The 14,324-nt window shown below is 75.6% G+C and carries 13 protein-coding genes; 5 read left to right on the top strand and 8 right to left on the bottom strand.

Translation table 11 applies throughout. The features are described from left to right. Positions 1–16: 16 nt before the first annotated feature. The 8 genes from IF23_RS0103550 to IF23_RS0103585 all read right to left on the bottom strand — a co-directional run bounded on the left by IF23_RS0103550 (position 17) and on the right by IF23_RS0103585 (position 8,245). Positions 17–1,363, bottom strand: a complete 1,347-nt coding sequence (locus tag IF23_RS0103550) for a hypothetical protein (RefSeq protein WP_030279632.1) — start codon at positions 1,361–1,363, stop codon at positions 17–19. 120 nt (positions 1,364–1,483) lie between these two features. Beyond that, a complete protein-coding gene (locus tag IF23_RS0103555) occupies positions 1,484–2,629 on the bottom strand; it encodes an acyl-CoA dehydrogenase family protein (protein ID WP_030279633.1) in 1,146 nt (381 codons plus the stop codon). Beyond that, positions 2,626–3,807, bottom strand: coding sequence for an acyl-CoA dehydrogenase family protein (locus IF23_RS0103560; protein WP_030279634.1), 1,182 nt, complete (start codon positions 3,805–3,807; stop codon positions 2,626–2,628). The genes IF23_RS0103555 and IF23_RS0103560 overlap by 4 nt, the downstream gene beginning before the upstream one ends. After that, complete coding sequence (locus IF23_RS0103565) at positions 3,804–4,802, bottom strand: NADPH:quinone oxidoreductase family protein (protein WP_030279636.1); 999 nt, start codon at positions 4,800–4,802, stop codon at positions 3,804–3,806. The genes IF23_RS0103560 and IF23_RS0103565 overlap by 4 nt, the downstream gene beginning before the upstream one ends. A 200-nt stretch (positions 4,803–5,002) precedes the next feature. After that, the gene (locus IF23_RS0103570; protein ID WP_030279638.1) at positions 5,003–6,103 is read right to left on the bottom strand and encodes a glycosyl hydrolase family 18 protein; all 1,101 of its coding nucleotides are present in this window, start codon (positions 6,101–6,103) and stop codon (positions 5,003–5,005) included. A 116-nt stretch (positions 6,104–6,219) separates the two neighbouring features. Further along, on the bottom strand, positions 6,220–7,092 hold the full coding sequence (locus IF23_RS33370) for an aminoglycoside phosphotransferase family protein (RefSeq protein ID WP_107126863.1): 873 nt from the start codon (positions 7,090–7,092) through the stop codon (positions 6,220–6,222). Beyond that, positions 7,089–7,571 (bottom strand): phosphatase domain-containing protein, encoded by a 483-nt coding sequence (locus tag IF23_RS0103580; protein ID WP_030279642.1) that lies wholly within the window; start codon positions 7,569–7,571, stop codon positions 7,089–7,091. Before IF23_RS0103580 ends, IF23_RS33370 begins: the two co-directional genes overlap by 4 nt. Beyond that, positions 7,568–8,245 carry a winged helix-turn-helix transcriptional regulator gene (locus tag IF23_RS0103585; RefSeq protein ID WP_030279644.1) on the bottom strand — a complete coding sequence of 226 codons (678 nt, stop codon included), beginning with the start codon at positions 8,243–8,245 and terminating at the stop codon, positions 7,568–7,570. Before IF23_RS0103585 ends, IF23_RS0103580 begins: the two co-directional genes overlap by 4 nt. Before the next feature lie 193 nt (positions 8,246–8,438). On the opposite strand from IF23_RS0103585, the gene IF23_RS0103590 reads away from it, so the two are divergent. From IF23_RS0103590 to egtD, 5 genes are all read left to right on the top strand, one after another. Beyond that, positions 8,439–9,650, top strand: a complete 1,212-nt coding sequence (locus IF23_RS0103590; RefSeq protein ID WP_030279646.1) for a pyridoxal phosphate-dependent aminotransferase — start codon at positions 8,439–8,441, stop codon at positions 9,648–9,650. A 235-nt stretch (positions 9,651–9,885) separates the two neighbouring features. After that, on the top strand, positions 9,886–11,181 hold the full coding sequence (gene egtA, locus IF23_RS0103595) for an ergothioneine biosynthesis glutamate--cysteine ligase EgtA (protein WP_030279648.1): 1,296 nt from the start codon (positions 9,886–9,888) through the stop codon (positions 11,179–11,181). Further along, entirely contained in the window at positions 11,178–12,494 is a 1,317-nt protein-coding gene (gene egtB / locus IF23_RS0103600; protein ID WP_030279650.1) for an ergothioneine biosynthesis protein EgtB, read from the top strand. The genes egtA and egtB overlap by 4 nt, the downstream gene beginning before the upstream one ends. Before the next feature lie 35 nt (positions 12,495–12,529). Further along, positions 12,530–13,285, top strand: a complete 756-nt coding sequence (egtC, locus tag IF23_RS0103605) for an ergothioneine biosynthesis protein EgtC (RefSeq protein ID WP_030279652.1) — start codon at positions 12,530–12,532, stop codon at positions 13,283–13,285. Then, positions 13,282–14,244, top strand: a complete 963-nt coding sequence (egtD, locus tag IF23_RS0103610) for an L-histidine N(alpha)-methyltransferase (RefSeq protein WP_030279654.1) — start codon at positions 13,282–13,284, stop codon at positions 14,242–14,244. The genes egtC and egtD overlap by 4 nt, the downstream gene beginning before the upstream one ends. Positions 14,245–14,324 lie beyond the last annotated feature (80 nt).

The following is a 14,324-nucleotide window of genomic DNA, read 5'->3' on the forward strand; positions in this document are numbered from 1 at the left end:
CCGCGCGCGTCGGCCGTCAGAAGCCGCCGCCGAAGTCGCCCCCGCCGCCTCCGCCGTCGCCGAAGCCACCGCCGTCCCCGAAGCCGCCGCCGAAGTCACCGGCGTCGAAGTCGGAGCCGGAGAACTCGCCGCCCTCGGTGCCGCCGAGGTCCGCGCCGTAGGCGTGCGGGGCCGTCATCAGATTGCCGAGCACGGTGCCCATCAGCATTGCGGGCAGCAGCCCGCCGCCGAAGTAGCCGCCCGCCCAGGGCGCGTAGGCGGGACCGGCGTCCCAGTAGGGGCGGTCGCCCTCGGCGGTACGGACCGTACGGGCCAGCGGCTCGCGGCCGTCGTCCAGGCGCGCCTTGTCGGCGGCGCAGACCGGGACGGTGCGCGCGGCGCCGCCCGCCGGGGCCCACTCCACGTCGACCACGGACGGTCCGTGCCGCGGGTCGAAGAAGCACGGCAGGCGCCGTTCGGGCAGCGGGGCGCCGGTGCGGCGGGCGGCCAGCGTCGCGAGCGAGAACCGTCCGTCCTCCAGCGCCTCGGTCACCGCCCGCACATCGTCCGGCCGCTCGGCCGACGCCATCGCCGACTTGGCGGTCTCGTACGCGTCGAGCGCACGGCTGTAGTCGTCGCGCATCGCGTCGTCGGCGCCGGGCTCACCGGGCCGGAAGTCCAGCCGGTCCAGCTCCTCGCCGAAGGCGGTGATGTCCTCGTCGACGACGACCCGCAGGTCCTCCAGGGCGGCGCGCTCCCGCTCGGCGCGGCGGCGCCGGTTGCGGCGGGTGAGGGCGTAGGCGCCGCCACCGCCGACGACGGCCAGCACGCCCAGCCCGACGAGGGTGCCGGTGCCGGGGCCCCCGCCGCCGTCGCCCTCCCAGGCGGCCGGGGCGTGGCCGTTCGCCTGCTGGATCGCGGTGTCGACGAAGCTGTTCAGCCGCTCATCGACGGACGGGTACCCGGAGCGCTTCACCGCGCCGACGAGGTTCTGCACCGAACCGCGCGACATCACCCGGGCGTCGGCCCCGGCGTTGAAGCCGTCGCCCAGCTCCACGGCGTAGACGCCGCTGATGCCGGTCTTGGTGCGCAGATCGCGCAGCAGGGTGTCGGGGCGGTACTCGGCGGTGCGGGGCAGCACCGCGACGAAGACCGGCTTACCGGAGTTCTCGATCTTCTTGGCCAGGGCGTCGGCCCGGTCGCGGGGCAGCTGGGAGGCGGCGCGCGGGTCGACGTAGACGGGACCCTTGCGGAGGGCGGCGGCCGCCTCGTCGAGCCCGCCCGCCGCCCGCGCCGTGGACGCCGGTGCCACGGCGGGCACCAGCAGCGCGGCCAGCAGGGCCAGGAGGGGGAGGAGCAGCACACGGTGGCTGACGGTCTTCATGCCCACGACGCTACCCGAACGGCGTATTCAAGACATCAGCCGCGACGGCGGGAAGCGACAGCGGCTGCCCGGGAGCCGGGGCGGGCGGCGGCCGTGGTGTGCCGCCGCCCGCCCGGGCGGTCACGGTGCGGGCAGGTCCACCAGCTCCGCCAGGGCCGCGCGGTGGCGACCCGGGGCGCCGAACGCGCTCTCGTCGCTCTTGGCCCGCTTCAGGAAGAGGTGCACCGGGTGCTCCCATGTCATGCCGGTGCCGCCGTGCAGCTGGAGGCACTCCTCGGCGGCGCGCACCGCGACCGGCGCGCAGTACGCCTGGGCCACCGCGACGGCGACCGGTGCGTCCGGGCTGCCGGTGGCCAGCGCGTCGGCGGCGTTGCGGGCCGCGGCGCGGGCGGAGGCGATATCGAGCCAGAGCGTGGCCATCCGGTGTTTGAGCGCCTGGAAGGAGCCGACCGGACGGCCGAACTGGGTGCGGGTCCCGGTGTACGCGACCGCCGTGGTCAGGCACCATTCGGCGATCCCGAGCTGTTCCGACGCGAGGAGCCCGGCGCCCGCGGTGAGCGCCCCGCGCACCGCCGCGACGGCCCGTTCCCCGGTGGCCAGCGGTGTCCCGGCGGCGCCGTCCAGGGTGAGGGTGGCGAGCGGGCGGGTCAGGTCGAGCGGGGTGAGCGAGGTGGTGGCCACGCCCGCGGCGGGCACCTCGACCGCGTAGAGGGCGGGTCCGTCCGGACCGTCTGCGGGGACGAGCAGCACCTCGGCGCAGACGGCGTCGGCGACGGTGGTGACCGTGCCGTGGAGGGTGCCGTCCGCCGTGGCCCGGACCGTCGGCCGGGCCGTCCGGAACGGCTGGTCGGGGGCGGTGGGCAGCGGCACGGCTAGGACGGCGACGGTACCCGCGGCGAGCCGGGTGAGCAGCGCGCCGACCGGCGGTCGCCCGGTGCCGCAGCCCAGCAGCGCGGTGACGGCGACGACGGCGCCGGTCAGGTAGGGCACCCGGGCGACGGAGCGGCCGGTCTCCTCCAGGACGACGGCGGCTTCCCGGGCGCTCGCGCCCGCGCCGCCGAACTCCTCGGGGATCAGCAGCCCGGCGGCGCCGATGCCGTTCGCCAGCGCGTCCCACAGCCCGGTGTCGCAGGCGCGGCCCGCCTCCAGGTCGGCGAGGACGGTGGCGGGGTCGCTGCGGGCGGCGAGCAGGGCGCGGACGGCGGCGCGCAGATCGTCCTCGCTCTCGCCGTAGAGCAGGTCGGCCGCGGGGGTGTCGGCGGTCATCGGGGGAGGTCCTTCCACGCGACGTCCTTGTCGGTGCGCGGCTCGGGCGGGAGTCCGAGGACGCGTTCGGCGACGATGTTGAGCAGCACCTCCGAGGTGCCTCCTTCGATGGAGTTCCCCTTGGCGCGCAGATAGCGGTAGCCGGCCTCGCGTCCGGTGAAGTCGACGGATTCGGGGCGGCGCAGCGCCCAGTCGTCGTACGTCAGGCCGTCCTCGGCGAGGAACTCCAGGTCCCAGCCGCTGATCTGCTGGGCGAGGCGGGCGAAGGCGAGCTTCATACCGCTGCCCTCGGGGCCCGGGGCGCCCTTGGCGAGTTGCTGGCGCAGCCGTTCGCCGGTGAGCCGGGTGACCTCGGCCTCCACCCAGAGCGTGAGCAGCCGCTGGTGGAGGTCGTGGGTGCGCAGGTCGGGGCGGGCGCGCCAGTCGGCGGCGGCGATGCCGATCATGCCGCCCTCGCGCGGGGTGGCGGCGCCGCCGATGGCGACCCGCTCGTTCATCAGGGTGGTGCGGGCCACCTCCCAGCCCTGGCCGACCTCGCCGACGCGGTGGCTGTCGGGGAGCGAGACGCCGGTGAGGAAGACCTCGTTGAACTCGGCCTCCCCGGTGATCTGCCGCAGCGGCCGGACCTCCACGCCCGGCGCGGTCATGTCGCAGATGAAGTACGTCAGGCCCTGGTGTTTGGGGAGCGAGGGGTCGGTGCGGGCCACGAGGATGGCCCAGCGGGCGAGGTGGGCGCTGGACGTCCAGACCTTCTGGCCGTCGATCACCCAGCGGTCGCCGTCGCGGACGGCGCGGGTGGCGAGCGCCGCGAGGTCGGATCCGGCGCCCGGTTCGCTGAACAGCTGGCACCAGACCTCCTCGCCGGTCCACAGCGGTCGCAGATGGCGGCGCCGCTGTTCCTCGGTGCCGTGGCGCAGCAGAGTGGGGGCGGCCATGCCCAGGCCGATGGCGAGGCGGCCGGGGTTGTTGCCGGGGGCGCCCGCGGCGGCCAGTTCGGCGTCGACGACCGGTTGCAGGGCGCGCGGCGCGTCGAGCCCGCCGAGCCCTTCGGGGAAGTGGACCCAGGCGAGCCCGGCGTCGAAGCGGGCCCGCAGGAAGTCGAGGGGCGCGGTGGTGGCGGGCGGGTGCGCGGCCAGCAGCCGGGCGGTGCGCTCGCGCAGGTCGGCGGCGTCGGTCATCGTCCCGCCTCCGCCCCGGGCAGGACGACGAGGCGGCCGGTGGTGGTGCCGTCGGCGACCCGCTGCACGGCGTCGGCGGCGCCGTCGAACGGGACGCGCTCGCCGATCAGCGGGGCGACGGCGCCCTTGGCGGCCAGTTCGGTGAGGGCTTCGTGGCAGGCGTCGACGGCGTCCGGGTCCTTGGTGTTGTAGAGGCCCCAGTGGAGGCCGAGGACCGCGTAGTTCTTGACCAGCGCGTGGTTGAGGGCGGCGGTGGGGATCGCGCCGCTGGCGAAACCGACGACGACGATGCGCCCCTCGAAGGCGATGCACTTGACGGATTTGGCGTACGCGTCGCCGCCGACCGGGTCGTAGACGACATCGGCGCCGCGGCCGTCGGTGGCGTCCTTCACGGCGGCGACGAGGTCGTCGGCGCGCCGGTCGAGGACGAGGTCGCAGCCCAGTTCGCGGGCGACGCGGACCTTCTCGGCGCCCCCGGCGACGCCGATCACCCGGGCGCCCGCGGCCTTGCCGAGCTGGACGGCGGCGCTGCCGACGCCACCGGCCGCGGCGTGCACCAGCAGGGTCTCCCCCGGCTGGATGCGGGCCCTGCGGTGGAGGCCGAACCAGCCGGTCTGGTAGCCGATGTGGAGGGCGGCGGCCTCGGCGTCGTCCAGGGATCCGGGCGCCGGGCGCACGGTCGCGGCGTCCACGGCCACCCGCTCGGCGAACCCACCGTCCGGCAGCGGCGGTTGGGCCAGCACCCGCTGTCCGACGGCGCCGCGCGCGCCCTCGCCCACGGCCAGCACCTCGCCGCAGATCTCCACACCAGGGGTGAACGGCAGCGGCGGGCGGACCTGGTACTGGCCGCGGCAGAGCAGCGCGTCCGGGAAGTTGACGTTCGCGGCCCGCACCCGCAGCAGCAGCTGCCCGGGACCGGCCTGTGGCTCCGGCACCTCCTCCAGCCGCATCACCTCACGCGGTTCGCCGTTCGCGTGTACGCGCCATGCCTTCACCAGCTGCCTCCCGGGCCGTCGGTACGCGGACGGCGCGCGGACCGTGGGGGCTCCGGCGCGCCACGGGCATACTAAGCGGTCGGTATCCCGGAGGGAACCGCTTCCGGAAACCGTCCGGCGGGCATGCCGGACGCCCCGCGCACCCACCCGCGCCCCGGCGCGAACGGGCGCGCCGGGCCGGGGGGTTCACCGGCCGTCGCTCACCGCACGGGGCGGTGGCGCACCGCGTGGGCCCGCAGCTCCGCCCAGCTCCCGGGGTCCTCGAAGCCGAGCGCCCACAGCCCGGTGCCGCGGATGCGGTACCGGTCCAGCACCTCCTTGTGCGCCGCGACGCCGCGCGCGTCCTGGTACCAGACCTCGTGGTCGTGGCCGTCGCGCCGGTAGCGGAAGTGCGGGGTGCCGGAGGCGTCGTCGAAGCGGTACGCGGCGCCCGTGCTGCGGCGCAGCGCCTCCGCCTCCTTCCAGGTCCGGTGGGTGGCGCGGCCCCCGGCGGTCCGGTCCCAGTCCCAGCCGTAGCCGGGGAAGGCGACCTCGATCTTGTGCCGGGGGACGGTGGCGGTGGCCCGGCGCAGGAACGCGTCGTACCACTGCCGGGAGGAGAGCGGTCCCGGTGCGCCGCCGGACCAGTGCAGGTCGTAGCCCATGATGCGGAACCGGTCGGCGACCTTCCCCAACCGCCGGTAGTCGTACGCCGTACCGGAGTCGCCGGTCTGCGGCAGGACGGTGACGACGCACTGCTTGCCGAGGGCGTGCAGCCGGGCGCAGAGGTCGGCGGTGAGCGCGTTGTACCCGGTGGCGACGCGGGCGCGGTCGGCGGCGTCGCCGGTGAGCGCCATCCTCTCGTAGTCCAGGTCGATGCCGTCGTAGCCGTGGCCGCGCACGGTCCGCAGCAGCGCCTCGACGTGTGCGGCGCGCCGCCGCCGGTCGAGCATCAGCCCCGCCATGTCCTTCGCGTCGAGCGTCTCGGTGACGGTCGGCACCACCTTGATCCCGGCCTCCCGCAGCCCTTGGACGATGTCGCGGCGCCCGGCCCCCGGGTGGGCGGTGACGGTGCTGTCCCCGGTGGCCTCGTACCAGAACGGGCTGACGGTGTGCAGCTGATCGGCGTGGCGCAGCGCGTCACGGTAGGCGGCGTCCACATCGCCCCAGTAGGGCAGCCAGGCGGAGGCGGTACGGGTCGGATCGTGACGGGTGTGCGCGGTGGTGGCGGGCGAGGCGGCGGCGAGCGGTCCGGCCAGTGCGGCCGCGGCGAGCAGCAGCGCGGTTCCGGTACGGGCCAGGAACGATGAGGGACGGTGCATGGTCCGAGCCATGCCCGATGCCGGCGGGGACGTCCCACCCGGCTCCGCCGAACGGTGTCGGGCGGCGCGGGCGTACCGCCGTACGGGGCAGGCGCCGCCTCGGTGCTGTCGGCCCGTCAGCTCTCCAGGAGCACCTGGAGGCGGTGGGCCTGGCGCTCCGCCGTGCCGGGTGGGTTACGGGGGCGCGCCGGATCGTCGGCAGCGAGCAGGAAGAGCCAGACCAGGGCGAGCAGGCGGCGGCAGTCGGCGAGCCGGGCGGTCTCGGCCGGGGTCAGGGCGCAGGCGCGCAGCAGCGCGGGGACGTCGACGGGCTCCGCCACCCAGCCGCCCACATGCTCGGTGATCTCCGCGATCTCCCAGGCACGGTCGCTGCGCCCGGACTCCTCGAAGTCGACGAGCCGCACCCGGTGTCCGTCCCCGAGGTAGTTGGCGGCGTTGCCGTCGCCGGGGCCGAAGCAGGGCGTGACGCCGGATGGCGGGGCGTCCCCGGTGACGCCGGGCGGCGCGCCCGCGAGCCAGGCGCGGCCCGCGTCGAGCGCGCGGCGCACCACGGGCGGGCGCGGCCGGTCCGCCGGCCGCGCGTACCAGCGCCTCAGCCGCTCCGTCACCGCCCGTTGGTGGCCGGGCCGCAGTGGCATCGCGGCCAGCTCCGGCGGCGGGAGGGCGGTGTGCACGGTCCGCAGGGCCGCGGCCCAGGCGTGCAGCTCCGGTGCGCCCAGCGGGCGGCCGCGGAGGGGGGTGCCGGGCAGGCGGCTCATGGTCAGCGCACCGGGCCGGGACGCGCCGTGCTCCAGGAGCACCGGGGCGATCCCCGGGGCATGGACCGCGAGCAGCCGCAGGGCACGCACCTCCCGTGCCCGGGCGGCGGCGTGCCCCGGGCGGTACGTCTTGACGACCCGGTCGGGGAGGAGCACCACCCGGTGCGTGCTCCACGGAACGGCCTCCGCGCCCGCCCCGCCCTCCCCCGCCGTGTCCGCGTCACCTCTCACGTCCGTCCCTCCCGTTCCTGTGCGTCGCGGAGGGCTGCCGACGGGGTGGCCCAGTCGGCCCGGACGACGCGGAAGCCGTCGCGGGTGGCCGCCTCGCAGACGAGGGCGTCGTCGTCGACGAGATGGCGGACCTCCCGGCCACGGGCGAGGCGGCGGAGCAGATCGAGTTTGGCGTGGCGGGCCGGGCGGCGGTCGTCGTTCGCGCGCATCCGGAGCGTGCCCTCGGGCAACCCGTGGGCGGCGAGCCAGTCGAGGGTGGGGCGGCGGTAACTCTCGGGGCGGCCGGTGAGGTAGGCGATCTCGCAGTCCCGGGCGTCGGCCAGGACCAGCGCGACGCCCTCGGCGAGCGGTGGGTCCTCGGGTGCGGCGGCGAAGAACGCGGCCCAGTCGCGCGGGCGCCGGTCGAGGAAGTGCCGGCGGTGCCCGGTGTCGGCGAGCGTGCCGTCCAGGTCGAAGACGGCCAGCGGACGCCGCGTCATGGCGTACCGCCCGCTCCCCGCGCCCCCGCGGACACCGCGTCGGCCTCCCCCGCCGGGGTGACCGCGATCCGGCCGGACTCCAGTGCCTGGCTGAGGGAGACCTGGTCGTAGGCGACGTCGACGCAGGTGGCGGTGGACATCCGGAGGCTGACATCGGGCTCCGGGGCCGGGCCGTCGCCGTAGACCGGGGTGTCGCCGCCGAGCGTGACATGGAAGGTGCCCTCGTCCAGGACGACGTCGAGGACGCCGATGCCGGGCGCGGCGGGGGTCGCCGGATCGCCGGAGAAGTGGGCGGCGAGACGGGTGAGGAGCGGGACGGCGAACCAGTGGGCGCGCACCGCGTCGGTGGGGCGGGGGTCGCCCAGGGCGGGGGCGCCCCAGTCGGCGAGGGCGGTGAGGACCGGCAGCAGCTCCCGGCCGCGCGGGGTGAGTTCGTAGACGAAGGCGGCGCCCGGCGGGGCGAGGCGGCGGCGGGTGGCCAGCCCCTCGCGCTCCATGTCCTTGAGGCGGGAGGCGAGCATGTCGGTGCTGACGCCCGGGAGGTCGGTGTGGAGGTCGGTGTAGCGGCGGGCTCCGCCCAGCAGTTCGCGGACGATGAGGAGCGTCCAGCGGTCGCCGACGGCATCGAGGGCGCGGGCGACGGCGCAGTACTGGTCATAACTTCGGCGCGACATGGCTCCAGCATAGACATATGGTTGGACTTTCCAAGTCCGGGCTTGGTAAAACCAAGTACGGTGAGGAAACCGGGGTTCCGCCGCACCGCGCGGCGGCCACGGACCGGTCGGCACGGCGCGCGGGCGGGCACCGCCCACCACACGCCCCGGCCACGTCCCGCGGCCCGGCGAACGACGAAGGGGAGGCCGCCGTATGCAGTTCAAGCAGTCCAGCAAGATGGCCGACGTCTGCTACGAGATCCGGGGTCCGGTGATCGAGCAGGCCGACGCGCTGGAGGAGGCCGGGCACAGCGTGCTGCGGCTGAACACCGGAAATCCCGCGCTCTTCGGCTTCGAGGCGCCCGAGGAGATCCTCCAGGACGTCATCCGCAACCTCTCCCGGGCCCACGGCTACACCGAGTCCCGCGGCATCCTCGCGGCGCGCCGCGCGGTCGCGCAGCACTATCAGGGCCGCGGGCTGCCCGAGGTCGGCGTCGACGACGTCTACCTCGGCAACGGCGTCTCCGAGCTGGTCTCCATGGCCGTCACCGCACTGCTCGACGACGGCGACGAAGTCCTCATCCCGGCCCCCGACTTCCCGCTGTGGACGGCGGCGACGACGCTGGCCGGGGGCAAGGCGGTGCACTACCTCTGCGACGAGTCGGCGGACTGGCTGCCGGATCTGGACGACCTCGCCTCGAAGATCACCGACCGCACCCGCGCGCTGGTCATCATCAACCCCAACAACCCCACCGGCGCCGTCTACCCCCGCGAGCTGCTGGAGGGCATGCTCGACCTCGCCCGCCGCCATCAGCTGCTGGTCCTCGCCGACGAGATCTACGACCGGATCCTCTACGACGACGAGATCCACCACCACGCCGCCGCGCTCGCCCCCGACCTGGTGTGTCTGACCTTCAGCGGACTGTCCAAGGCGTACCGCGTCGCGGGCTTCCGCTCCGGCTGGCTGGTCGTCTCGGGCCCGCAGCAGCACGCCGCCGACTACCTGGAGGGCCTGGGCACCCTCGCCTCCATGCGGCTGTGCCCCAACGCCCCCGCGCAGTACGCCGTCCAGGCGGCGCTGGGCGGTCGGCAGAGCATCCAGGACCTGGTGCTGCCCGGTGGCCGCCTCCGGGCGCAGCGGGACGTGGCGTGGGAGCGGCTGAACGAGATCCCGGGCGTCTCCTGCGTCAAGCCCCGGGGCGCGCTCTACGCCTTCCCCCGGCTGGATCCCAAGGTGTACCCGATCCACGACGACGAGAAGTTCGTCCTCGATCTGCTGCTGCGGGAGAAGATCCAGGTCGTCCAGGGCACCGGCTTCAACTGGCCGCGCCCGGACCACTTCCGGATCCTCACCCTCCCGCACGCCGACGACCTGGACGCCGCCATCCGCCGCATCGGCCGCTTCCTCGGCGGCTACCGCCAGTGACCGGCCGCCGGGCACGGCACCCGGGGGCCGCCGCCCCCGGGCCCGCCACCACGCCACCTCACCCGGACGGCCGTACCGACCGGGGGTACCCTGCGCCCCCGCCCTGCCGCGCGGCCCCGGCCCAGCGCCCGCCGACCGCCGCCCGCGGGGGCGCGAAGCCCCCTTGAGCGCACGCGCCACAGCGGCTTAGGTGGAGGGCGGCAGCCCAGCCGCCCCCGGAGGGGAGAGGGAAGCGATGCCCGTACGACCCGCGGTCAGCGAAGCCGAACTCGAAGCCCATCTGCGCGGAATCTGTTTCAAGACCGGTCCGCCCCGCCGGATCGGCGTCGAGATCGAGTGGCTGGTCCACGACGCCCGCGCCCCCCGAAGCCCCGTCGCACCGTCCCGACTGCACACCGCCGCCGACGCGTTGCGGCAGCTCCCCCTCGCGTCCCGGCTCACCTTCGAGCCGGGCGGTCAGCTGGAGCTCAGCTCGCCGCCCTCGGCGTCCTTGATGTCCTGCATCGAGACGGTCGCCGCCGATCTCGCCCTGGTCCGGCCCGTCGTCCGGGCCCACGGTCTCGGCCTCGCCGGTCACGGCCACAACCCCTGGCACGCCCCCAGCCGGGTCCTCGTCGAGCCCCGGTACGACGCGATGGAGGCGTACTTCGACCGCTGGGGTCCGGCGGGCCGCTCCATGATGTGCGCCACCGCCTCGGTGCAGGTCTGCCTGGACGCCGGTCACGAGGAGCCCGGGCCGCTGGGCCTGGGCCGCCGCTGGCTGCTGGCCCATCTGCTGGGCGCCGTCCTGGCCGCCGCGTTCGCCAACTCCCCCACCAGCGAGGGCTGTCCCACCGGCTACCGCACCACCCGGCAGCTCGTCTGGTCCCGGCTCGACCCGGGGCGCACCCTCGCCCCGCCGCCGGACGACGACCCGCGCGCCGCCTGGGCCCGGTACGTCCTCGACGCCCCGGTGATGTGCATCCGCGGCCCGGACGGCCCCTGGGACGCCCCCGAGGACCTCACCTTCCGCAACTGGGTCCGCGGCGCCGCGCCCCGGCCACCGACCCGGGAGGATCTCGACTACCACGTCACCACGCTCTTCCCACCGGTGCGCCCGCGCGGCCATCTGGAGCTGCGGATGATCGACGCGCAGCCCGGGGAGCGCGGCTGGGTGGTCCCGCTGGCCGTCACCACCGCGCTCTTCGACGACCCCGAGGCCACCGAGCGCGCCTACCGCGCGGTCAAGCCCCTGGCGGAGACCGCCGGCGCCCGGCCCGCGCCCCGTAACCCGCTGTGGCGCCGGGCGGCGCGCGCCGCGCTGACCGACCCGGAGCTGCACGCCGCCGCGCTGACCTGCTTCGACGCGGCGCGCGAGGCGCTGCCCCGGCTGGGCGCCGGGCCCGAGGTGCTGGCCGCCGTCGAGGCGTTCACCGCGCGCTACGTCGCCCGTGGCCGCTGCCCCGCCGACGACCATCTCGACGCCCTGGACGACCTGGCCGCCGCGGGCCCGCCCGAGGCCGGTTCCGCTCCCGGTAAGGAGAGCCCGTGACCCACGATCCCGAGGCGCTGCGGACCCGCGCGGCCACCGCGCTGCTCGCCGCCCGCGACCGCACCCATCTGCTGACCGGCTGTGTCGAGGAGCCCGATCTCCTCGCCCAGCACTCCCCGTTGATGTCGCCGCTGGTCTGGGATCTGGCGCACATCGGCAATCAGGAGGAGCAGTGGCTGCTGCGCACCGTCGGTGGCCGCGACGCCCTCCGCCCGGAGCTGGACTCCGTCTACGACGCGTTCGCCCACCCCCGCGCCAGCCGCCCGTTCCTGCCGTTGCTGGGCCCCGCCGAGGCGCACGGCTATGTCGCCGAGGTCCGTGGCCGGGTCCTGGACATCCTGGAGGGCGCCGCGCTGCACGGCGCTCCGCTGCTGGACGCCGGTTTCGCGTTCGGCATGATCGCCCAGCACGAGCAGCAGCACGACGAGACGATGCTCATCACCCACCAGCTGCGCCGTGGCCCGGCCGTCCTCACCGCGCCGGAGCCCCCGGACCCCACCGGCGGCCCGCTCCCCGCCGAGGTGCTCGTCCCCGGCGGCCCGTTCACGATGGGCACCTCCACCGAGCCGTGGGCGCTGGACAACGAACGGCCCGCGCACCCCCGCACCGTCGCCCCGTTCCACCTCGACACCGCGCCCGTCAGCAACGCCGCCTATCTGCGTTTCATCGAGGACGGCGGCTACGACGAGCCGCGCTGGTGGGCCGCCGAGGGCTGGGCGCAGATCCGCGAACACGGCCTGCGCGCCCCGCTGTTCTGGCGGCGCGAGGGCCCCGGCTGGGTCCGCCGCCGCTTCGGCGTCACCGAGGAGGTCCCGCCCGACGAGCCGGTGCTGCACGTCAGCTGGTACGAGGCGGACGCCTATGCGCGCTGGGCGGGGCGGCGGCTGCCGACCGAGGCGGAGTGGGAGAAGGCCGCCCGCCACGACCCGGCGACCGGCCGCTCCCGCCGGTATCCGTGGGGCGACGCCGACCCGGAGCCCGGCCACGCCAACCTCGGCCAGCGGCATCTGCGGCCCGCCCGGGTCGGCAGCTACCCCGAGGGCCGTTCGCCGCTGGGCGTCGGGCAGTTGATCGGCGATGTGTGGGAGTGGACCGCCGACGACTTCCTGCCGTACCCGGGGTTCGCCGCCTTTCCGTACCGGGAGTACTCCGAGGTGTTCTTCGGCGGGGCGTACAAGGTGCTGCGGGGCGGGTCGTTCGCCGTCGACCCGGTGGCGTGCCGGGGGACGTTCCGCAACTGGGACCTCCCGGTGCGGCGGCAGATCTTCGCCGGGTTCCGTACCGCCCGCGACGCCGCCCCGGGTGCCGTATGAGGCGCCCGGGGCCGGTACGGGGAGGGTGGTGAGCGATGTGCCGTCACCTCGCCTATCTGGGACCGCCGGTGCCGGTGCGGCAGATCGTCCTGGATCCGCCGCACGGTCTCTACCGCCAGTCGTGGGCCCCCCGTCACCAGCGGTACGGCACGGTCAACGCCGACGGTTTCGGCGTCGGCTGGTACGCGCCGGGCGACCCCGAACCAGCCCGCTACCGCCGTGCCGGGCCGATCTGGGCCGACGAGTGTCTGCCCGGCATCGCCCGGGTGGTCCGCACCGGCGCGCTGCTGGCCGCGGTGCGGGACGCCACCGAGGCGGGCGCCGACGCCGAGGCGGCAGCCGCGCCGTACACCGGCGACGGGCACCTCTTCAGCCACAACGGCGCGGTCCGCGGCTGGCCGGAGGCGCTGGCACCGCTCACCGCCGCACTGCCGCCCGCCGATCTGCTGCGGCTGGCGGCCCGCTGCGACGCCGCGTTCTGCTGGGCCCTCATCCGCAACCGGCTCGCCCGGGGCGACGACATGGGGCAGGCGCTGGCGCACACGGTCGAGGCGGTCGCCGAGGCGGCGCCCGGCTCGCGGCTGACGTTCCTGATGACCGACGGTGCCGCCATCGCCGCCACCGCCTGGGGCGACACCCTCTTCCATCTGTCGATCCCGGGCGGCGGCACCGTCGTCGCCTCCGAGCCGTACGACGACTCCCCCCACTGGACCGAGGTGCCCGACGCCACCCTGCTGCGGGCCACCCGCGACGGCGTCCACCTCACCCCCCTAGAGGAGCGCACCCCGTGAGCCCCTTCACCCTCACCCGTACCCTGCCCGCCGACGCCACCGCCGCGGCGCTCCGCGCCGACGTCCGGCGGGGGCTGACCCACGACCCCAAGGAGCTGCCGCCGAAGTGGTTCTACGACGCCCGCGGCAGTGAGCTGTTCGACGAGATCACCCGGCTGCCGGTCTACTACCCGACCCGCGCCGAACGCGAGATCCTGCTCACCCGCTCCACCGCGATCGCCGCGGCGACGGGCGCCCGCACCCTGATCGAGCTGGGCTCCGGTTCGTCGGACAAGACCCGCCACCTCCTCGGCGCGCTGGAGACGCTGGACACCTATGTCCCGGTCGACGTCAGCGCGTCCGCCCTGGAGGCGGCGGGGAAGTCGCTCCTCGCCGAGCACCCCGGGCTGACGGTCCATGCCCTGGTCGCCGACTTCCAGCACGGGCTGACGCTGCCGGACACCCCGGGGCCACGGCTGCTGGCGTTCCTCGGCGGCACCCTCGGCAATCTGCTCCCCGACGAGCGCGCCGTCTTCCTGCGCGACCTGCACGACCTGCTCGCCCCGGGCGATGCGCTGCTGCTCGGAACCGACCTGGTCAAGGACGAGGCGACGCTGGTCGCCGCGTACGACGATCCGCAAGGCGTCACCGCCGCGTTCAACCGCAACGTCCTGCACGTCATCAACCGCGAGCTGGACGCCGACTTCGACCCGGACGACTTCACCCACCTCGCCCGGTGGAACGCCGACGACGCCTGGATCGAGATGCGGCTGCGTGCCCGCCGGGCGCTGACGGTGAAGATCCCGGCGCTGGGTCTGGCGGTGCCGTTCGCCGCCGGTGAGGAGCTGCGCACCGAGGTCTCCGCGAAGTTCCGCGAGGACGGCATCCGCGCCGAACTCGCCACCGCGGGGCTGGACCTGACCCACTGGTGGACGGATACGGCGGAGCGTTTCGCGCTGTCGCTGTCGGTGCGCCGCTGACCTGATCCGGCCCCCGCCGCCGCCCTCCCGGGCCCGCCGCACGGATTCCGTGCGGCGGGCCCGTGTGGTTCGATACCTCG

Source organism: Streptomyces catenulae (assembly GCF_000718015.1).
Classification (GTDB): domain Bacteria; phylum Actinomycetota; class Actinomycetes; order Streptomycetales; family Streptomycetaceae; genus Streptomyces; species Streptomyces catenulae.

Coding starts and splice junctions, on each gene's coding strand:
- IF23_RS0103580 (WP_030279642.1), bottom strand. CDS start 7,571: ATGACGCGGCGTCCGCTGGCCGTCTTCGACCTGGACGGCACGCTCGCC.
- egtA (WP_030279648.1), top strand. CDS start 9,886: ATGCCCGTACGACCCGCGGTCAGCGAAGCCGAACTCGAAGCCCATCTG.
- IF23_RS0103550 (WP_030279632.1), bottom strand. CDS start 1,363: ATGAAGACCGTCAGCCACCGTGTGCTGCTCCTCCCCCTCCTGGCCCTG.
- IF23_RS0103555 (WP_030279633.1), bottom strand. CDS start 2,629: ATGACCGCCGACACCCCCGCGGCCGACCTGCTCTACGGCGAGAGCGAG.
- IF23_RS0103590 (WP_030279646.1), top strand. CDS start 8,439: ATGCAGTTCAAGCAGTCCAGCAAGATGGCCGACGTCTGCTACGAGATC.
- IF23_RS0103585 (WP_030279644.1), bottom strand. CDS start 8,245: ATGTCGCGCCGAAGTTATGACCAGTACTGCGCCGTCGCCCGCGCCCTC.
- egtC (WP_030279652.1), top strand. CDS start 12,530: ATGTGCCGTCACCTCGCCTATCTGGGACCGCCGGTGCCGGTGCGGCAG.
- IF23_RS0103570 (WP_030279638.1), bottom strand. CDS start 6,103: ATGCACCGTCCCTCATCGTTCCTGGCCCGTACCGGAACCGCGCTGCTG.
- IF23_RS0103560 (WP_030279634.1), bottom strand. CDS start 3,807: ATGACCGACGCCGCCGACCTGCGCGAGCGCACCGCCCGGCTGCTGGCC.